The sequence below is a fragment of the Microbacterium sp. J1-1 genome (assembly GCF_024498615.1).
GTDB lineage: Bacteria > Actinomycetota > Actinomycetes > Actinomycetales > Microbacteriaceae > Microbacterium > Microbacterium aurugineum.
Genome location: NZ_CP089590.1, coordinates 504,015 through 524,878, shown reverse-complemented (window position 1 = coordinate 524,878; position 20,864 = coordinate 504,015). Strand labels below are relative to the sequence as shown.

Below are 20,864 nucleotides of genomic sequence, written 5' to 3'. Positions count from 1 at the left end.
TCACTTCTCCGGGTCATACCCACTCCACCTGCAGGAACCGATCGCCGAAGCGCACCGTGTCCCCGGTCCGCAGCTCTGCCGGGTGTCCGGCGGCCAGCGCGGTCTCGACACCGTCTCGGACGATCGCGCTGCCGTTGGTCGACGCGCGATCGACGATGAACACGCCCCGTCGAGCCGGCATCACCGCGATGTGGGTCTTGGACACCGAACGCGTGTCGTCGACGACCGGGACCAGGAGCGCTTCGCCCTCGCCGGCTGCCGCGCTCGGCGACCTCCCGAACAACGTGGTGCCGCGCACCTCGACGCGCTCACCGGTGTCGAGCACGAGGATCGCCCGCACTCCGGCGGGTACCACCGGCACATCGGCGGGAACGGCGGGAACGGCGGGGACGGCGGGAACGGCGGCGGGAGCAGGGACCGGCGGCTCGGGGGCAGGACCCGGCTGTGCTGCGGGTGCGGGCGCGGGTGGCATCACGGGCGCGGGCGACGCCGCGGGAGCCGGCGCGGGAGCCGGCGGTGCGAACGAAGCCGGGGGCGCGGTGCCGGTGGCCAGGGAGGGCGGTGTCGACGACACGAGGGAGCCCGGGGCCGAGGTCTCCGGCCGCTCAGGGGCAGGGCCCGCGGCGGACCGGTGCGCGCCGATGACGCCGCCGGAGAGGCGCGCGCTCGGGACGTACTCGGCCGGAGCATCCCGGTGCACCGGGGTGGCGAGCGACGGGAGGGGTGCCTTCTCCTCGTGCTCGGGCGTCTTCACGCGCTTGCGCGCGATACGCATCCGCTTCTGGTCATAGGGGTTCAGTCCGCCGCGCACGTCCACGAACCAGGTCGCGGCGGCGAGGTCGAGCCATCCGCGTCCTCGCCGCTCGATGTCGAAGAGCGGGGAGAGCATGATCACCAGTACCGGCCCGATGAGCGGAACGAGGAGCGAGGCATACGCGACGAGGTAGCGCACGACCGCGCCGCGCCAGAAGCCGGGACGCTCAAGAGTCCGGACGTTCACGGAGCGGATACCGCAGATCGCCTTGCCGAGCGTCACCCCCTTGCGGCCATGCAGGACGAGCTGGACGACGAGGTAGGCGATCATGAGCCCTTGGGACACCGCAGCGGCCACGATGAGCCACACCAGATCCTCCCGCGCGAAGAACTCCTCCGCGTCGAACCGTCCTGACGCCGCCTGCGCGAGCACCGGCGTCAGAGCGATGACGGCCGGGAGGGCGATGACGACCGCCACCGTCCACTCGATCAGGGCAGCGAGCGCACGCGCACCCCGTCCGGCGGGGCGCAGGCCGAGAGCCTCCGCGTACGCGGGGTCCGGGCGTCCGTGCGCGTCGAGTCCTTCGACCTCGGGCGCGCGGTCGTCGATCTCCCAGATCACTCCTGCTCTCCCTCGACGTCGTCGATGGAATGCTCGGTGTCGAGCAGCGGCAGGTCGCTCTTGCCGACCAGACGCGAGGCGATCACATGCTCGACCAGGCGTGCGCGCCTGTTGGTCGCGAAGCTGCGTTGCCCGCCGCGCATGCCGGGCACACCGATCCGGTCGAACTTGTCGCAGACGTTGTCGAGCTTGCGGTTGAACCGGGTGACCGTCCAGCCCAACCGCTCCGCCGCCTTCGCCGAGGTCGGGATCTCACTCATCCCGGTGCCGTCCCTGCGCAACTGGGGTTCGGCGAGCGCCAGGATGAGCAGCTTCTGGCTGAGGGTCAGCGGAACGTCGCCGATCGTGGACGCCCCGTCGTCGTCGTGCTCGCGCCTGGTCGCGCGAAACGTCGGCTCCGCTGCATGCAAGGTGAGCTCGTAGGTGGTCGGCCCCGCGCTGAAGACGATCGTCGTCTTCTCGAAGACGAGTGGGAGCCGAGCACCCGGCGCCAGCCACGCCTGCACGCCACCCGCCGAGTCGGTCACCGTCGCGGTGAGCCGGGTACCGACGTTCGACAGCCACCACAGCCCGTCGGAGTCGGTGATCTCCAGGAAGTGCCGATGCAGGAACAGATTGTCGTCGAGCTCGAGATCGCCCTCGCGTCCCACGATGAATCGATCGCCACGGCTCACGCGGAAGTACTCCCCCGCGAACTCGACGGTCACCCCTCCTGCACTCGTCACTCCACACACCCCCGAACGGTTTCCGAGGCACGACCGTCGTCGCGCCGCAGCATCACGTCGATGCAGACGGTGCCCGCCGCTGCGGGGACCGTCGCGGTCGCATCCGGCGTCTGGTGCGGATCGACCTCTCCCGACACCGCGACCGGTGTCCAGATGAAGGAGTCGCCCTCGAGCGGACTCGGATTGGTCCAGGTGAACACGATCCGATCGCCCTCGCGAGTCCCGGAGATCTCGGTGACCTTCGGCACGACGTCCGTGCCGACGTCCTTCGGCTCGACGGCCTGCTCGGTCTCCTGCGCTTCGGGGGTGACCCCCGCCACCAGGAGGTTCATCCCGACGATCCCGCCGACCACGAGTACGACCGCGGCGGCAGCGAGCACGATCCAGAGGCCCTTGCGACTGCGCGGCGCCGGCGGCTCTCCCGGAGCCGCGACAGGAGCAGCCGACACGGCCGGAGGCGGCGTCGCCTCTTCCGGGGCGACCACCATCGGCGCTCGCGCGATGGTGCGGTCGTCGGCGGAGGGGGCGAGTGGAGCCGCGGCCGTCGGAGTCGGCGGGCGCAACTGGGTCTGCTCGACGAGCGGTTCCTCGGGCGTCGGGGCGTCGAATCGCGGAATGCCCGACAGCGGAACCGGCGGCTCCTTCCGCTGCGTCTGGGCCGAGGGGCGGGTGAACGATGCCAGTTCGGGGTCGATGCTGACGATCTCCCGCACCCGGGTCAGACCGTCGCCGTCGTCCTCCAGGTCTTCTGCCGGCGGATGGTCATCGACGATGTCGATCGGGGTCACCGAGTGGGAGAGCTCGATCTGCACCTTCTGCAGTGCCCGCGCGAATGCCACCGCGCTCGGGAAGCGATCGGCGGGGTTCTTCGCCATCGACCGTTCGAGGAGCCTCTGCAGACTCTCCGGCGAATCCGGCCTCTTCAGTGAGGGGAGAGCGGCGCGCTCGATGCGCTCGATCAGATCGGCGCTCGAGTTGCGTTCGCCGGTCCGCTCGAAGGGCGAACGACCCGCCAGCAGCGTGTACAGCGTGGCACCGAGCGCCCAGACGTCGGTGCGCGGACCACTCTGCGGAGGCTCCGCGAACGACTCCGGCGGAGACCAGGGGATGGACATGCCGGAGGCCTCACCCGTCGCTCCGGTCGTCGATGCGATGCCGAAATCGGTGAGGGCGGGCCGGTTGTACTCCGTGACGAGGATGTTGGCCGGCTTGATGTCGCGATGCAGCACGCCCGCCCGGTGCGCGGTCTCGACGGCTCCGGCGACCTGGATCCCGACGCGCAGAGCCTCGGCGACCGAGAACGGCTCCTTGCGGGAGCGGATCTGGAGGTTCGGCCGCGGGCAGTACTCCATCACCAAGTAGGGGCGACCATCGCCGGCGACACCCGCCTGGTAGATCGTGACGATGGCCGGATGCGTCGAGAGCATCGCCATCACGTTGGCCTCGTCGGCGAACTCCTGCGCCGCGCCACTCGAGATGCGGTCGGCGACCAGCACCTTCACCGCGACACGGCGACGCGGCATCTCCTGCTCGTACAGGAAGACATCGGCGAAACCGCCGGTGCCCAGCGGCTCCACATAGGTGAAGCCCGGCAGATCCGGCGGCGGGGAGGGGCGACGCGTCACGGCAGCTCCTCGAACGCGACGGTCACTCCGTCACCGAGATCCACGACATCACCGGACAGCACGAGCGTCTGCTCCCCGGGATGCAGCCGCACCGGGTCGGCACCGGGGCGAAGCAGAGTGGAGCCGTTCGTGGTGTGCAGGTCGATGACCACGACGGTGTCGCCTTCCGGCCGCACTTCGAGGTGGCTGCGCGAGATGTCCTGCTGCGGGCTCTCGACGGCGATCAGGTGCGGGAGGTTCGCACCGCTCGCACGGGTCGATCGCGGGCGTCGGCCGATGATGACCGTGCGATCGAGCGCCGCCACCTGCCCCGTGGAGAGACGCACGCGCCCCGTCGAAGCGGTGGACGGCACCGGGGTCACGTCGAGCACGTCCGTCGCGACATCATCGGCGACCGGGGGCTGCTGGCGGAGTGCACGCAGCTCGGCCGCGGAGACGGTCGCCCCGTCATGATCGCCTTCGACCGGGACGGGGGCGGGCGCCGCGGCTGCGGCACCGACGGAGTGCACCGTCGCGCCCCAGAGCTGATCGAAGTCGTCGTCGACGGGCGGTGCGAGCGTCACCTCGGTCGGTGGGAGGAACGCATCCTCGATGACCGGCGCAGGAGTCGGCTCGGGTTCGGGCGCAGGAGTCGGCTCGGGCTCCGGGGCAGGAGTCGGCTCGGGCTCAGGAGTCGGCTCGGGCTCCGGCGCCGGCTCGGGCTCCACGGCCGCAGCGGGTTCGGCGAGCACGGGGGCCGGGCCGAGCGTACTGGTCAGCGGATCGGCGTCGCTCGGTTCGAGTTCGGCGCTCACCGCGGCAGCTCGCACGATCCCGCTCTGCACGGGGAGGCCCTCGGCCTCGGTCGTCGTCTCGACCGTGATGTCGATCGTCGTCGCGCCACCGAGGAACCGCTCGTTCCAGGTGGTGACGTCCGCCCCGGACAGCTCGAGGGATTCCGTCGCGGTCGTCACGTGTGCCGAGACGTCACCTCGGAGGGCGATGCGCACGTCTCCTCCCTCGGCGACGGCGGCGACGAACGACGGCAACGACGTGAAGGACCGACCTGCCTGCGTCGTCAGGAGATCGACGACCGTTGCGAGCGTCTTCGCCTCCGGCAGCCGTTCCCACAGCCGGGCGACGACATCGCCGGGGACATCCGGCGGGAGCGCGACGAGCGCGCCGGGGATGACGATCAGGTACCACTGTCCCGGTCGGTAGATGGTCTGCATCAGCGAACCCCTCCTGCTGTGGCTTCTCGTGGACGCGTGTCGGCGTCGATGTCGTCGTCGTCGGTGGCCGTCAGCGTTCCCGGCCGCGACGCGACCGAGACCGCGTCCACGACGATGACGGTGATGTTGTCTCTGCCCCCGGCGCTCACCGCATCGGCCGTCAAGGCGTCGGCGGCCTTCTGCGGATCGGATTCCGAGGCCAGCACCTCGCGGATACGCGTGTCCGGCACTTCGGAGGTGAGACCGTCCGAGCAGACGAGGATGCGATCGCCGAGTTCGGCGGGGAACATCCAGTAATCGGCGTCGCCCGTGCTGCTTGCACCGATGGCGCGGGTGATGATGTTCCGGCGGCGATCGGAGACGGCGTCTTCGATGGAGAGCTCACCGGACTCGATCAGCTCCTGAACCACGGAGTGATCGACACTGATCTGCTCCAGCTCGCCGTCGGCGAGACGATAGGTCCGGGAGTCTCCGATGTTGACCGCGAGCCAGTACCCCATGCCGTCGACCGAGGCGATGACGACTCCGCTGAGGGTCGTCCCGGCGCGACCGTTGCCCGAGGTCGACAGATCCTCGACGCTCGTCCGCGAGACGGAGAGGGCGTGCCGGACGTCATCGAGCTCGAGCGCCGGTCGACCGATGTACCGGGCGAACTCGGCGATGACGGCAGCACTCGCGCGCTCACCGGCCTCGTGCCCGCCCATCCCGTCGGCGACCAGGAACACCGGGGCCGAAGCCAGGTGCGCGTCTTCGTTCAGCGCGCGCCGGAGCCCCGGATGCGTCGCCGACCCGGTGGAGACGATGAGTCCCGGCCTCATGCGTATCCGCCGATCGTCACGATGCGGTCGCCGATCTCGATCGCGTCGCCTAGACGCACCGGCACCCGCTGCCCGGCCGGGCACGCGATGCGCTGGCCGTCGCGGACGATGGTCATCCCGTTGGTCGAGTGGCGATCCTGCACCCATCCGCCGGAGGTCTCGGCGGCGGCCTCGAAATGCGTCTTGGAGAGCGACAGCGTCTCGTCGCGCACGGGCACGAGCGTCGCGCCCTCCTCCGGGGCGGGGTTGCGGCCGAAGATGGTGCGCCGCGAGACGGAGACCCGTGTGCCGTCATCCCACGTGAAGACCAGACGATGGCCGGGGACGCTGATCCGGGTCTCTTCGAGATCGTCGTCCTGTTCGACGACCTCCGGCGCTGCCGGCGCGGGTGCCACCGGGAGCGGCGGGACCGGCGGAGCAGCGACCGGCGCCGGAGGTGCGGGCGGCGGCACGGGAGCCACGGGGTGCTGCTGGACGGTCGCATCGAGTTCGGGCTCGAGCTGTGCGGGAGGCTCCGACCGCGGCGGCGCATCCTGGGTGATGCCCGGGACGAAGGCGATGAGGGATCCGCTCTCGGCCTCCGGCGCAGGGGGCGCGGCCGGCCGCGGCGGGAGGGATGAGGATGCCGGAGCGGCCGGGGCCGGAGCAGCCGGGGCCGGAGCAGCGGGAGCGGCCTGAGCCGGAGCAGCCGGGGTCGGAGCAGCGGAAGGAGACTGCGGGAGTCCAGGGATCGCGGGACCGGTCGTCGGTGTGGCGAGGCCCGGCGCAGAGGCGGACGAGGAGGTGGCCTCGGACGCCGATCCGACGGGACCCGTCTTCCGCGCATCCAGGATCAGAGAGCCTGCGACCTTGTCGTGCCACCCCTGGAAGCGCCCCGACCCGTCGAAGAGCGGAGTGAAGTACCCCACCACGACGGCCGCGGCGAGGCCGAAGATCACGTTGCGCAGCAGCGCACGCCCGAAGCCGAGCGGGCCGCCGTCCGCAGCGGCGACGAGCCGCACGCCCTGGGCGCGCATGCCGATCGAGCCGGCCCCTGCCTGCATGACGGTGTAGACCACGAACCAGCCGAGCAGCACCAGGCTCACCACCGGTCCGCCGACGAGGAGGACTCCGACCATCCCCTCGACACTGCCGGTGAGCGACGCGGCGACCAGGAGTCCCCCGCCGAGCACGATCGCGAGGCCCCCGGCGATCAGGGCATCGATGACATAGGCGACCGCGCGACGGGAGAGGGGCGCGATCTGATCGAGCGCAGGCTGCGTCATGGGGTCTCACTCTCGGAGGACGGGGGCGTCGTGCTGTTCTTGATGGTGCCAGGTTCGCGGCGTACGCGCGCGGTCGCGGCGTCCTTGAGGTTCTGCAGGCCGTTCGAGATCGCGGTGCCGCCGACGAGCGAGCGAACGCTCAAGCGCGCCTTCACGCGCTTCCAGAAACCGGCGTCCTTGCCGAGACCGCCGACGATGCCGTCGACCTCGTGCCAGAAGGACTCCACGTCTTGTGGGCTCGGCTCCGTGGGACCGAACACCTCGGCGTCGGCCCGCTCGGCGAGCGCGGTGACCTGCGGAACCGTCAGCGCGGTGGCCACGACCTCGGCTTCCTCGGTCCGGGTACCTCCGGGCGTGAGCCGCGCACCGTAGTCGATCGCGCGATCGGTCAGCTCGTCCCACCCACCACTGATGCGGTCGGCGGTGCGCGCGGCGGCGCGGCGCGACCGACGCTTCGCGGCCTTCCACGCGCCGATCACGATGAACGGCGACGCGAGGAGCGCGATCACCGCGAGCGAGATGCCGCCGATCACGAGGATCGCACCGATGATGCCGGCGAGGTTCAGGCTCTCGTCCTCGGACTCCCGGTCGTCGGGAAGGGTGGGCGGCAGATCGACGGGTTCCTGCGGCGGGGGTGGCGGCTGCAGCACCTGCGGCTTCGGGTCGACGCGGGGCTTGGTGTTCTGGTCGTTCGGCACCTGGTCTTCGGGCGGAGTCGGGTTGAAGGTCACCCAACCGATGCCCTCGAAGTTCACCTCGACCCAGGCGTGGACGTTGTCGCCGGTCGCGGTGAACACCGCTTCCTCCGCCTGCTCCTCGTCGGGGTAGTACCCCATGACGACGCGCGCCGGGATGTCGAGTTGCCCCGCGAGCAGCGCCATCGCCACGGCATACTGCTCGTCGTCACCGATCATCTGGTCGGCACCGACCAGCGTCGAGATGCGCTCGGCGGTGTGGCCCGCACGGGACAGCACCTCCCCCTCGAGCCCGTGGCTGAAGAAGCCGCCCTCGGAGAGGAAGTTCTCCAACGCCCGCACCTGCTCGATCGGCGTCTCCGCACCCGACACGGTCTCCGCCGCGAGCGAGGTGAGCTCTTCCGGCACGTTGCTCGAGGTCGGCAGCGCCACCTTGCCGAACGGCACCGCAGCGAGCTGTTCGTCATCGGGGACGGCGGGCACGACGGCATCGACGACGTACTCGTCACCCTGGGTGAGCTTCGGCGTCGCCACCGCGGTACCGGTCACGGTGTTGACGTACGTGCCACGACGCAGGTCTTCGGCGCGCGCTCCCTCGAACCGGATCTCGGACAGCTCTCCGGCGGTCGGCATCCAGACACCGCGGTAGCCGTCGATCGCGAACTTCAGCGTGACCGGGACTCCCTCGGCATCCGGTGCCATGTTGGAACGTAGCGGTGCGAACGCACTCGACGACGTCGGGCCGCCGTCCGTGACGTTGTAGACCATGCCGTCGAACTGATCCATGACCGCGGTGCGGATGCGTGCGCCCTGGGGGAGGCCCTGAACCGTGAAGAGGGTCTCGGAGGCCTCGTCGCGCACGTTCTTGCGGAACGCCTGCAACGGGCTCGGGTAGTCGCGGATGTCGAACGGCGGGATGATCACGTCGCGGAACACGTGCCGCGGCTGTGCCGGGTTCGCGACGGCGCTCGCGGCGACGCCGGTGCCTGCGGCGACCGCCAGCACGGCGACGCCGGCGAGCAGCCGTCGTGTGCGCATCTGGGTCGCACGCGAGGGGTCGACCTCGCTGACGGAGACGGCCATGTTCTGTGGTGCCCACAGTTGCCGCAGAGCGAGCCACGACATGCTCACCACGGCGAAGACGAGCCCCTGCACCAGAGGGAAGGCGGGCTCCGGTGTGCCGAGGGCGATGACGAGCATCAGCAGTACCCCGGCCGGGAGCAGTGCCCAGGCGACCTGTGGCAGCCGGAGCGCGAGAGACGCGGTGAGCGTGGTGACGACGAGCGCCAGCAGGAACGGGACCACGAGGTGTCCGTCGACCGCGGCCACGGGGGCGACGGTGGTGAGCATCTGCTTCCAGGCGGTGACGGTCCCCACCGCGAGCTTCTGCAGCGTCTCGATCGTCGGGATGAAGCCGAGGATGGAGGTCTGCGGGAGCGCAAGGGCCCCGCCGAAGACGAAGTAGGCGGCGACCGTGAGCCCCGTCGTGATCAGGATGCCCCATCGTCGCCACGTCGCGACGGCCGCGATCGCCAGCCCGATCAGAATGCCGCCGACGGCGGCCGGGAGGAAGGACGGACCGGCGAACGTCGGCCAGAAGCCGATCAGCGCGGTCGTCACGAGGAGTGCGGTCGCTCCCAGATCGAGGATCCATCGGCGCACGGCGAGACCCCCGGGGCCGGCGGCAGGCACGGTCATGCGAGAACCTTCTGCAGAGCGAGCGGAATCTGTTCGAGCGCGCCGACGGTGACCACGTCCGCGTCACCGATCCGCCGAAGCGTCGGAGCGGACACGGTGGTGTCGGCGACGACGGCCAGCGCCTTCGCGCCGAAGGGCAGCCGCGAGCACGCGAGGCGCAGATCGTCGGAGCGCACCCGCGAGCCGCACACGAGCACCACCACACTGGCGAGAGGCATCGTGACCGACACGATCCCGGCGAGGTCGGCGATGCCGCCCTCGCGCGGCTTGCTGCCCTCGACGGCGGAGAGGGAGTCCAACAGCTGCTTTCCGGTGCCGGCCGGGAGCTCACGCCCCTGCACGCGCACGTCGACGCGCTGCGAGTCGCGGAGCGCGCGGAGGCCGATCGAGCCCGCGGCCGAGATACCGAGCTCGAAGTCCTCGGGGGTGGCGTAGTCGGACAGCGAGCGCGACAGGCCGATCACGAAGTGGGAACGCCGCGTCTCCTCGTACTGGCGGACCATCATCGTGCCGGTGCGGGCGGTCGAACGCCAGTGCACATGACGCAGGTCGTCGCCCGGCTGATACTCCAGAAGCGCGTGGAAGGAGACGTCGTCGCGCGAGAGGTCCGTGGCCGGAAGCCCCTCCAGGTCGCGCAGGTAGCCGAGGGACTGTCCGTCGAACAGCACGGTGCGCGGATGCACGAACAGGTCCACCGGGTCGTCCCGGCGGTGCGCCCGTTCGAAGAGACCGAGGGGGTCTCCGCGCACGACGCTCACGGGTCCGACCTTGACGACGCCGCGCTTCTGGGTCGGGATGGCGAAGAGTTCCTCCGCCTCCTCCCCGGGGGCCAGGCGCTGGATCCCGAACTCCCCACGACCGGCACCCACCGGGAGCACCACGCGCGAGGGCAGGATCGCCCTGTTGCCACGGTTGGCGAGGGTGAGTGCGCCGACCGCGCGCTCCCCCACCACCACACGGGTGCGGGCGAGGTCGAGCGACACGTCGTAGGCGGTGCGGCCGATGAGGAACAGCGCGCACAGGATGACGGCGATCGCGATCACGACGGCGGCGACCGTGAACTCCGCCCAGCCGGCGATCTGTCCGAGCACCCAGAACACGATGGCGAGGGACATCAGTACCCACGCGAGCGGACGGATCGCCGCGGTGATCTTCCGGAGGCGCGTCAGGGCACGGGCACCGAGGACGGCCGCGATGTCACGCCATCCGGCGTCGCGTTCCGTCGGCGGTGTCGACGCCTGAAGGGCCTCCGCGGTCATCAGGCCGCCGCTCGTGCCTGGGGAGCCGCGACGCCGTCGAGCACGCGGGCGATCACGGTGTCACTGCTCGTGCCGGCGAACTCCGCCTCGGCGTCGAGCAGCAGACGGTGCTGCCACACGGGCCGCGCGAGCGCCTTGATGTCGTCGGGGAGCACGAAGTGACGACCCTGGGCGGCGGCCCACACCTTGGCGATGCGGACCATCGCGATCGCGCCGCGCACCGAGACGCCGAGCCGGATCGCGTCGTCCTCACGGGTGGCTTCGGTGAGCTCGGCCACGTAGCGGAGCACAGCGGGCTCCACATGCACGGTGGAGGCGAGGTCGGCCATGTCGGCGACCGCACTGGTCGTGATGATCGCGGAGAGTCCGGCGGAGGGGTTGCGGTCGGAGGCTCCGGCGAGGATGCTCTCGGTGACCGCGAGGTCGGGGTAGCCGATCGAGGTCTTGATCAGGAAGCGGTCCAGCTGCGCCTCGGGAAGCTTGTAGGTTCCCGCCTGCTCGATGGGGTTCTGCGTGGCGATCACGAGGAACGGTCGACCGGTCTCGTGCGTGACGCCGTCGACCGTGACGCGGGACTCCTCCATGACCTCCAGGAGCGCCGACTGGGTCTTCGGCGAGGCGCGGTTGATCTCATCCGCCAGCACGATCGACGCGAAGATCGGTCCCTTGTGGAACTCGAACCGGTGGGACTGCTGGTCGTAGATGGTCACACCCGTGACGTCGGAGGGCAGCAGGTCCGGCGTGAACTGGATGCGCGCGCTGGTGCCCTGCACGGTCGCCGCGAGGGCTTTCGCGAGGCTCGTCTTGCCGGTGCCGGGTGCGTCCTCGAGGAGCACATGCCCCTCGGCGAGCATCGACGCGAGCACGAGGCCGACGATCTCCTGCTTGCCCTGCACCGCCTTGTCGATGTTCGCGACGAGGCGCTGGAAGGTGCCCTGGAACCAGGCGGCCTGCTCAGGGGTCATTGTCATGGGAGTACTGCTTCCTCTCGGATGGAAGGGGCGCCGCTACCAGGCACGGCGTTCGTAGTCGGTGTTGCCGATCGTGACCCACACCTCGTAGCCACGGCCACCCGCGCCGTGGAAGCAGCCGATCTCGATGGAACCGTTGGCGGGGATGTTCCAACTCGAGCCGCCTGCGAACCTCGGTCCTGCGGTCGGCGCGTTGCTGTTGCACCACACCTGGTACTTCCCGGCTGGGAAGTCCGAGGTGTTGATGACGAACTTCGCGCACGTGCCGTCGGTGCACTGCCCTGGCCAGTTCCCGGCCGTGCCTCGCGTCACCCAGGCACGCGGCTGCGGCGGCGCCGAGGAGGTCGCGGATGCGGTCCCGCTGGGATCGGACCACGCGCCCGTCGAGTCCTGCGCGCGGGCGCGGATCGAGTGCGTCTGGCTGTGCCCGTTCCCGACGTCGGTCGAGCCGGTCTTGCTCACGTTCTGCCAGCCGCCGCCATCGATGCTGATCTGCACGTTCTCGATGGGTCGTCCGTTGTCGGAACCGTTGGCGTTCCAGTTCAGACGCACCTGGGTCGTCAGCCCGTTGGCACTCACCGACGGGGCGTGCGGCTTGCCGTACGGCTTGCCGCTCGCCGACTTCGATGCGGCTCCCGCATACGTGGAGCCGCTGACGCTCGCGACGGCGCGCACCTCGACACTGTAGGAGGTTCCGTTGGTCAGTCCACCGATCTTCTGGTTGCCGGGGAGGCCCGACCATCCGCCGCCGTTCAGACGGTACTGGTAGCTGATCTCGTTGCTCGCCGCCCCACCGCTGGAACCGGCGTTGAAGGCGAGGGTGAGACTGCGATCCCCGTCAGTGACCTTCAGGCCCGTCGGCGCTCCCGGCGGGATGACCCCGCGGCGCGGGGCCGACGGCGCACTCATCTCGCCCCACTCGGCCTTGTTGTAGGCCTGGATGCGGTACGTGTACGGGGTCTGGGAGGGCTGGACCTGGATGGCCTGGCTCCGCGCCTCCGGACCGGGCGTCAGCGTGCTCACGACCTGGCCGCCTTGAAGGACCTCGAGACGGTACCCGCGGATGGCGTCACCGTTGTTGTCAGGCGCGACCCAGTTCACCTGCATCTGCGCCTGGTCGCCGACCGGGGAGAGTTCAGTCGTCGTGGGCGCGGCGGGAGCCTTCGGCGGGCCGGCCGGGATCTCGGACGCAGACCAGCCGCTCCAGCTGGAGGGGTCGGGCGCCCTGTTGTGCGCCTGGACCCGCACCTGGTAGTCCGAGCCGTTCTCGAGCCCCTCCCACGTGGTGGAGTTGCCCGTGACCTCCTTCTGCGTGACGCCGGACGGCGGCGCGGGCGAGATCTCGAGCGTGTACCGCTCGACCGGTGAGCCCGGGGTGCTCGGCGTCTTCCAGGCCACCTTGAGGGACTTGTCCCCGAACACGAGGGTGGGCGGGTTCGGTGTGTCGGGACGCGCATCGGGCCGCGCCGGGGCGGAGGCCGCGGAGGGCTGCGACTCGCCCACACGGTTGGTCGCGGTCACCTGGAACGTGTATTCCACGTTGTTGGTGAGGCCGTCGAGCGTGCACGTCGTGGACTGGCACTCCTTGGTGTACGGGTTCCCGCCCACGGACCTCACGGTGTACTTCGTGATCTCGGCGCCGTTGTTCGACGGCGCGGAGAACGACACCACGACCGTGCGGTCCTGCACGCTCGCGATGACCGGAACCCCGGGCGCGTCCGGAACGTCCTGCACCGTGACGACGATCTGTCCGTTGACCTCCCGATCGGGGTCCTCCGTCGCGTCCTGGATGCGATAGCGGACGACGAGCGTGCCCACGAACGACTTCGACGGGGTGATGGTCACCTGGTCGTCGGTGAAGCCGACCTCGCCGCCGCCGGACTCGGTCACCGCGGACACGATCTTCAGCGGGGTCTCGGGGAACGGGTTGAAGTCGTTGGCGAGAGCGGGGACCGTGATGGTCTCGCCCGCATCCGCTTCGGAGATGGTGTCGGTGTTGGCCGCGGGCATGGGACGGGTCGATGCCGTGACGAGGACGGTGACGGTGCCCTCCACCGGCTCGGTCGTGCCGTCGGACACGCGGAGCTCCAGCGTGACCGTCGTCCCCTTCTTGGCGTTCGACGACGCTTCCACGCGGAGTTCGTCGCCGTCGACCCGCGCGGAGACACCCTTGCCCTCGCCGCCGACGAGTGCGTAGTCGTGCTTCCCCTTGTCTTCGGGGTCGGGGTCGTCGGTCAGCGCGGCGAGGTCCAGTGCGACCGCCGATTCACCGGGTGCCACGTTGACCTGTCCCTGGACGAACGTGGGCTGCTGGTTCTCCGGGGGCAGCACGTTGATCGGGATGCTGAGCGTGGCCTTGCGCCCCTCCGGGTCGTCGGGCCCATCGCCGTCCGTGACCTCGAACGTGAGCGCGTCGGGCCCGAAGTAGCCGTCGGCCGACGTGTAGACCAGCGTCTTCGCATCTTGGAGGAGATCTGCGCCGTCGGCGTGGCTCGCGCTGATCTTCGCCTTCTCGGTGATGACGACGTCGCCGCCGCCCGCCACCGTCACGTACTTCGACAGCGGCAGGATCTCGGTCTCGCCGCTGACCACTTCGAGCGGCTTCGTCGACGTGAGCGTCGGGCGAAGGTCTGCCCGCGAGGGGACGAAGATGAACGCCGACGCCTGCAGGTCGTCGCGGTCGGTGAGGGTGTACCGGATCAACTGCAGCTCGTCCGTGACGGTGACGCGCACCTTTCCGTTCTCGAGCCGTGTGCCGCCTTCGCCGACGTCGACCGTGAGCCGGTCGGTCGTGCCGTCCGGGTCTTCGTCGTTGGCCAGGATGTCAAGGTCCGCGGTCAGTCCGCCGTCCTTCAGATCCGCGGGCTGCAGTCGGTCGTCGCGCGCGACGGGAGCTTGCAGGGGAACGTCTTCATCGACCGTGATCTGCAGGGTCGCCATCGCCGTCGCCCCGCGGGAATCCGACACGGTGTACTGCAGCGAGGTCTCGGTGGGCGCGTCGGGTGCCTGAACGAGCACGCGGTCACCGGAGACCCGCGCATCCAACCCCTCCGGAAGCTCGAGCCCGTCCTTGACGAGGGAGACCTTGTCGCCCTCGGGATCGGAGTCGTTCGCGAGGACGGGGACGGCGATCTCACGCCCCGGTCGCACGACCACGGCATCCTTCACCGCATACGGCGGCTGGTTGATCTCCTCCGCGGGGGCGATGCCGACGCGGATCGTGGCGACGCCCTCCTTGCCGAGTCGATCGCGCACGCGGTACTTGAACACGTCGACGCCGGACGCCCCGTCGAACGCCTCGTACGTGAAGTAGTTCGGCCCGTTGAGCACCCGTCCCTTGCTCGGGCTCGAATCGAGGCCGACCAGCTCCACGGAGTCGCCGTCGGTGTCGATGCCGTCCAGCGGCACCGCGATGTTCACCTCGGTGCCGGCGAGCGTGCGCGCCACGAGGTCTTGAGGACGCGGAGCGGCGTTCTTCTCCTCGTCGATCGGCAGAATCTGGATGGTGACGTAGCCGGCGGCCTTCTGCTGGCGCGAGTCGACGACCTCATAGGTGAGGTACACCGTCTTGGCCTCTGGGCCGGCTTTGAAGCGCACCGCGTCCTGCGAGACGAACGCCTCGCCGTCTTCCGGGTCGACGAAGGGCTCGATGAGCTCCGGCTCGAGGTGCATGACGTCGTCGCTGGGATGCGTGTCGTTGTCGAGCACCGGGATCGTGACCACATCTCCGGCGCGGACGGTCGCCGTATCCGGGTTGGCGATCGGCTGGAGGAGTTCGTCCGGCGCGGGGATGGGGATCACCACGACCTCACCCTCGGCCGACTTCGAGCCGTTCGAGATCCGGTACTTGATCCGCACCTGCTCCTCGAGCGCTCCCTGATCGGTGATGCGCAGCGTCTCGTGGTTGAGCACCGAGACCGAGATGCCGCTGTTCGGCTCCAGCGACACCGACTGCACCACCAGGATCCCCCCGCCGGGATCGGTGTCGTTGTTGAGCACGCCGAGCAGCACATCGCCGCCGGTAGGCAGGAGCGCGACGTCACGAACGGCGACCGGTGGGAGGTCGGTCTCCGATTCGGGCATCACGTCGACGCGGACGAGACCCTCGCCGTTCTTGGGCCCGGTGGTGACCTGGTACTGCACGTAGTAGACCCCGGCCTTCTCGGCCATGAAGGAGAAGGTCTTGTTCGGGGTGTTCGGGATGATCGTCGCGCCCGGGGTGTCGAGAACCCGGCTGAGGCGCAGCGGCTCGCGGGAGGTGCTCGTGTCGTTCGCCGTCGGCGCGATGGTGACCTGCTCGCCCACCTTGGTGATGACGTGGTCGGCGTTGGTCTTCGGGTTGGTCGAGCCCTGCGGCCGGACATCGAGCGCGATCGTCGACGTGCCCAGCTTCCCGAAGGCGTCCGCCACGGTCACCTGCACGTCTTTGCGTCCTTGCAAGCTGGCGGTGGCCTTGTAGGTGATCTGACCGTCCTTGCTGAAGTCGACCTCGTCGCCGGGAGCCGCGACCACCTCCTTCAGATAGATGTCGTCGCCGTCGGGATCGATCCAGTCGGGGAGGATGTTGTACGAGATCGTGCCACCGGTCTCCACGGCGAGCGCGGTCTTGCGCTTGGGCGTCGGAGCGCCGTTCTCGTTCCAGTCGTGCACGGCGAGCGACACGACGGCCGTGTCCTTGCCCCCGCGTCCGTCGTCGACCTCATAGGTGAAACTCGCGGTACCGGAGGCCTTCTCTTCGACGGCGATCTGGAGCGAGCCGCCGTTGTTGATCGGCTGGACGGTGCCGATCGCGGGCTGCGCCTCGGCGAGGGCCGCGACGAGCACATCCCCGTCGGGGTCGTTGTCGTTGTCGAGCACGGGGAGCAGCGTCGTGGCACCCGGCCGCACACCGTAGGAGTCGTCCTCCGCGATCGGCGGGGTGTTCTGCTCGCTGCGCTCCGGAAGGGTGGTCTCGACGGTCTCCTCGGTCGAGTCCTCCTCGTTCTCCGTCTCGCCCTCGGGCGGAGTCAGGTCGTTCCAGTTGTCGACGCGCTGCAGGCTCTCGTTGGCCATCCAGGCGGCACCGCCGACGGCATCGTTGAGGATGATCACGTCCCGGTTCACGCGGAAGGTCAGGTTCGCGGAATCCTCTGCTCCCTCGATCGGGGAGTTCACGTCGTTGGAATCGCCGGGGCATTCCCGGATGAAGGTCGCCGAACCCGCCCAGGCACCGTAGGTGCAGCCGCGGAGCCAGACCGGTGCGGCAGCGGTACCCGCGCTACCGGCCGAGGTCTCTTCGGGGTCGCTGCCGTCGAGCGGCACACGCACCAGAGCGGACGGGGTGGCGATCGCGACCGCGTCGTTCGCGGCGGACGCCTGTTGCAGCACGGCGTCCTTGGCGCCCGGGACCTCTGTGCGGAAGCCGCCCGGGGTCGTGACGACGCCCGCCGCCTCGTCGAACACCACGGGTGTGCGACCCACGGCGGTGATCGTCGGCTTCGCGGCCGCATCGACCTCGCCGACCGAAGCCGTGGAGGTGTCCCGCGGCGCACCTTCGTTGTCGACGGGAACGGTCACGACCTCGCCGCGCTCGGCGGAGAGTGCGAACACCGTGCCGTCGTCGGCGACGGTGACGTCGGCGTTCTCGCCCAGCTCGGCGACTGGTTCCGCCGCCTCGATCTCGAACGACGCGATGCCCTTCACCGGGACGACCCAGAGATCTCCGGACTTCTCATCCAGGATCGCGGCCGTGTTCGCCCCCATCGCGACCTTGGCGGTGGAGGGGATGATCGCCGAGTCTCCGAGCGAGACCCGTGCCGGGTCGATCGCCGTCACGGTCGATGCACTCTCGTCGACGACGAGCACGTTCGCCGCGGCCTGGAGGATGTCGTAGTTCTCGCTCGTGGTGCGCAGACCGCCGTCGAGGACCGTGGACTCGTTGTTGAAGTGCCCGACGAGCAGGCTCGAGGTCTTGGTGATCCAGACGCCGCCGTCGTTCAGGTCGACCTTGGTGGTCGGGAACCCTTCATACGTGAACGCCATCGTCGTGAGGGCGATGACCCCGACCGTGACACCCGCCGCGGACGCCAGCGTCTTCGGTCGCGCACGCATCCATGACAACGCCTTCATTCCCGGTTTTCCCCCCCAGGGTGACACTCTGTGATCACTCGTGCGCGGGCCCATCTGGCCGACGACGCACCCGTTCATCCTAACCGCGTGTCGGAGAACCGCTCGATGGGGAGTAGTACCCATCGCCGGAGCGGCGTCGAGTCGACCTCGGCGCCGCCCCGGCGATAGGGGGAACGGAACGCTCTCAGCTGCCCGCGCGGCGCCTCCGGGCGAGGAGGAACCCGCCGAGCGCCACGAGCAGCAGGCCGCCGCCGAGGAGGAACCAGCCGGGCTCACCGCCGGTGGCCGCGAGCCCCCCGCCAGTCGACGGTGCATCCGCCCCACCGCCGGAGCCCGGCGCGACGCCACCCGGCCCCTCACCCGCGCCTGTGACGGTGATCGGGGCGGTCGCCTCGGTCCCGTCCGGAAGGATCGCCGCCAGCGTGTGAGCACCGGCCGGCGTCGTCGAGGGGATCGTGACGACCGTGCGGAACGCCCCGTCGGCATCGGCGGTCGCCACGCCCACCCGCACCGGTGCGGAGCGCAGTTCGATCTCGACCTCGGCGTCGGCAGGGAATCCGGTGGCCGCGATCGTGACCCGGCCGCCCGCTGCGACGCTCTGCGTGCTGAGTTCCAGGGCGGGATCGACGGGATCGACGGGATCGACCGGATCGACCGGCGCCGCCGTCGGCCGTGGGACGTCGATGTGCTTGATCTCCGTCGCGCCGGTGGTTGAGAAGGAGTACACCGTGACCCGCACGCGGTCGTCGTACAGCGCGGCGCGCAGTCCGACCGGATCGGCACCGCCGACGGCCTTCTCCTCCCAGTCGCCGCTCGGGCCGTACATCGTGGTCACCGCTCCGGTGTTCACGACCGTCGGGGCATGGGCGAGGCTCGGATCCGTCCGCAGCTCGGCGCTCCAGTCGTTCAGCGTCGGCGACCAGTGCGTGTGGCCGTTGAACATGATGACGTTCGGGTTCTGCGCGAGGAGCGCGGCGAAGCGAGCCTCTTCCTGGCCGTAGTCGTTCTTGTAGAACCGCGCGTACGACCCCGAGACCGAGTAGGGCAGCAGGTGGTGCGAGAACAGCAGCACCGGCTTGTCCTGGGCACGCCAGTGCGCGAGCCGGTCGCGCATCCAGGTGAACTGCTCCTGGCTGAAGTCGATGAACGGGCCCGAACCGGTCTTCGCCGCGTAGTCGTAGAACTCGCTCCCGATCCAGATCAGGGGAAGCTGCCCGTCGACGAGGACCTCTCCCCACAGACCGCCCTGCCCGCCGACCTCACGCATACCGGTCGAGTCGAGGAAGCGCTTCTGATACACCGCCGATCCTTCGCTGCCGTAGTACTCGTGGTTGCCGATCGTCGAGACGACCGTGCCGTAGTCGCCCCCGCCCCCCGCGGCGAGCGCCGAGAGATAGGAGGTGTAGTTGGCGGTCGACCCCGTGCTGACGAGATCGCCGTTCGACACCAGCACATCCGCCGCCTGCGGCATCGCACGGAAGCCGGGAAGCACGTTCTGGCTCAGCCGGGTCGTCGCTCCCTGCACGTCGCTGAAGATGTCGACGACCGCGTCAGCCTCGACCCCCTCGGCGAGCGGGGCGAGCGGGCGCAGCACCTGCACGTCGTCGAGCATCCACGACCCCGCGGCGCTCGCGGCCTCGAACCCGAATCGGATGCTCATCGACGTCGCGCCCGCGGGCACCGCGACCGGCAGACGGAGTCGCGCCGACTCCTCATCCGCCTCGGAGAGCTCGCGCAGCACGGCCTCGGTCCCGTCGTCGAAGAGGGCCCTCACCGATCCCTGCTGTGGTCCGCCGCGCTTGCGGTAGTGGCTGTCGAGGCGCACCTCGAGCGTGTCCCCCGCCGTGACAGCGATCGGTGCCGATGTCAGGGTGCCCGAGAACGCCCCCTCCGTCGCTTCCGCCACCGCGATCCGTCCCGAGGCCCGGGTGAACGCGTGTCGGCGGTCGGTTCCGTACTGCCCGACCACGCTGTCGAGAGTCGACAGCGACCACGCACCCGTCGTGGTCCAGGTGTCCTTCTCGAAGCCGTCGAACCAGAGCAGCGGTTCGGTGGTCGCCGAGTCCGGATCGCCTGCCGCGAGTACCGTGATCTCGAGCGACGTCGAGACGATGCCGGCGCCTCCGAGCGACAGCGCCACGTAGCCGGGGGCGAGGTCTTCGGGCAGGGTGACGGAGAACGAGGTCTCCCCGGCGGCGTCGGCCACGGGGATACCCGGGATCGGAGTGGCCGACTCTCCCAAGGTCGCGGTCAGCTGCTGGCCGGGGCGGAGGCCGCCGATCGTGACCGGCACTGTCGCACCCGCCGTCGTGACGGGCTTGGCCGCGGAGAGGATGCGCGGTGTCGAATCGGCCGGTGGCGCCTCGCTGATCTGCACGTCGTCGATCATCCAGAACCAGTTGTTGCTGCTCTCGGCATACGACCAGCCCACCGTGACAGCGTCGACTCCCGCCGGCACCGGGATCGAGACATCCACCTGCTCGTCGAGCCGGTTCCGCGCGAACGACTCGACCACGACGGGCGCTTCGTCGTCGAACCGAGCCACCAGCTGAGCGGTCTGCGGTGCCTGTCCCTGCTTGTAGTGGCTGTCGAAGACCACCCGCACCGCCCCGTCGCCGCTCTGGAGGTCGACCTCGGGAGCCCACAGGACCGAGCTGAAACGCCCCTGCGTCGGCCGGTTCGCGTCGGAGTGCACGACCGCGGTCATCCCCTCCGCGCGGGAGAAGGAACCGCGGTCTCCGCTGTTCCCCCACACGGACACGACCTCGGCCGGCGTGTGGAACGACCAGCCCTGCCACTCGGTGCGCGTGCCGTCGACATTGGTGTTGTCGACCGACCATCCCGCCGGCGGCTGCGTCGCAGTGGCATCGGTGAAGCCTTCGTCGAGCGGCGGGGCCGCGGCGAGCGCGGGTGTCGCCGCGATCCCGCCGAGCAGGGTGAGGGCGCACGTCACCGCAAGGGCACCGATTCCGCGTCTGGTTCTCATGTCTCTTCCTTGGAGTTGGTCGACCGCACATCTCGGCCGAGGCAGGGTGGAGAATCTCCGGGTCTCTTCTGAGCATGCGGAGCGAAAGTAGTCATGACAATTTTTTGCCGCAGTATTCTCAAAGTGTT

At 69.9% G+C, this 20,864-nt stretch carries 11 protein-coding genes; all 11 read right to left on the bottom strand.

Features of this window, described 5'->3' with window-relative positions:
• Positions 1 to 13: 13 nt before the first annotated feature.
• Positions 14 to 1,375 carry an RDD family protein gene (locus LRQ07_RS02395; protein ID WP_256535736.1) on the bottom strand — a complete coding sequence of 454 codons (1,362 nt, stop codon included), beginning with the start codon at positions 1,373 to 1,375 and terminating at the stop codon, positions 14 to 16.
• Positions 1,372 to 2,082, bottom strand: a complete 711-nt coding sequence (locus LRQ07_RS02390) for a hypothetical protein (protein WP_374199055.1) — start codon at positions 2,080 to 2,082, stop codon at positions 1,372 to 1,374. The genes LRQ07_RS02395 and LRQ07_RS02390 overlap by 4 nt, the downstream gene beginning before the upstream one ends.
• Positions 2,083 to 2,096: 14 nt before the next feature.
• On the bottom strand, positions 2,097 to 3,725 hold the full coding sequence (locus tag LRQ07_RS02385) for a serine/threonine-protein kinase (RefSeq protein ID WP_256535735.1): 1,629 nt from the start codon (positions 3,723 to 3,725) through the stop codon (positions 2,097 to 2,099).
• On the bottom strand, positions 3,722 to 4,936 hold the full coding sequence (locus tag LRQ07_RS02380) for an FHA domain-containing protein (protein WP_256535734.1): 1,215 nt from the start codon (positions 4,934 to 4,936) through the stop codon (positions 3,722 to 3,724). The genes LRQ07_RS02385 and LRQ07_RS02380 overlap by 4 nt, the downstream gene beginning before the upstream one ends.
• Positions 4,936 to 5,754 (bottom strand): PP2C family protein-serine/threonine phosphatase, encoded by an 819-nt coding sequence (locus LRQ07_RS02375; protein WP_256535733.1) that lies wholly within the window; start codon positions 5,752 to 5,754, stop codon positions 4,936 to 4,938. Before LRQ07_RS02375 ends, LRQ07_RS02380 begins: the two co-directional genes overlap by 1 nt.
• Complete coding sequence (locus LRQ07_RS02370) at positions 5,751 to 7,019, bottom strand: RDD family protein (RefSeq protein WP_256535732.1); 1,269 nt, start codon at positions 7,017 to 7,019, stop codon at positions 5,751 to 5,753. Before LRQ07_RS02370 ends, LRQ07_RS02375 begins: the two co-directional genes overlap by 4 nt.
• On the bottom strand, positions 7,016 to 9,412 hold the full coding sequence (locus tag LRQ07_RS02365) for a transglutaminase-like domain-containing protein (protein WP_256535731.1): 2,397 nt from the start codon (positions 9,410 to 9,412) through the stop codon (positions 7,016 to 7,018). Before LRQ07_RS02365 ends, LRQ07_RS02370 begins: the two co-directional genes overlap by 4 nt.
• Entirely contained in the window at positions 9,409 to 10,671 is a 1,263-nt protein-coding gene (locus tag LRQ07_RS02360) for a DUF58 domain-containing protein (protein ID WP_256535730.1), read from the bottom strand. Before LRQ07_RS02360 ends, LRQ07_RS02365 begins: the two co-directional genes overlap by 4 nt.
• Positions 10,671 to 11,642: an AAA family ATPase gene (locus LRQ07_RS02355; RefSeq protein ID WP_256535729.1), complete on the bottom strand. Its 972-nt coding sequence runs from the start codon at positions 11,640 to 11,642 to the stop codon at positions 10,671 to 10,673. The genes LRQ07_RS02360 and LRQ07_RS02355 overlap by 1 nt, the downstream gene beginning before the upstream one ends.
• A gap of 36 nt (positions 11,643 to 11,678) precedes the next feature.
• Positions 11,679 to 17,732: an Ig-like domain-containing protein gene (locus LRQ07_RS02350; RefSeq protein WP_256535728.1), complete on the bottom strand. Its 6,054-nt coding sequence runs from the start codon at positions 17,730 to 17,732 to the stop codon at positions 11,679 to 11,681.
• A gap of 202 nt (positions 17,733 to 17,934) precedes the next feature.
• Positions 17,935 to 20,736 (bottom strand): metallophosphoesterase family protein, encoded by a 2,802-nt coding sequence (locus LRQ07_RS02345; RefSeq protein ID WP_256535727.1) that lies wholly within the window; start codon positions 20,734 to 20,736, stop codon positions 17,935 to 17,937.
• Between the last annotated feature and the right edge of the window lie 128 nt (positions 20,737 to 20,864).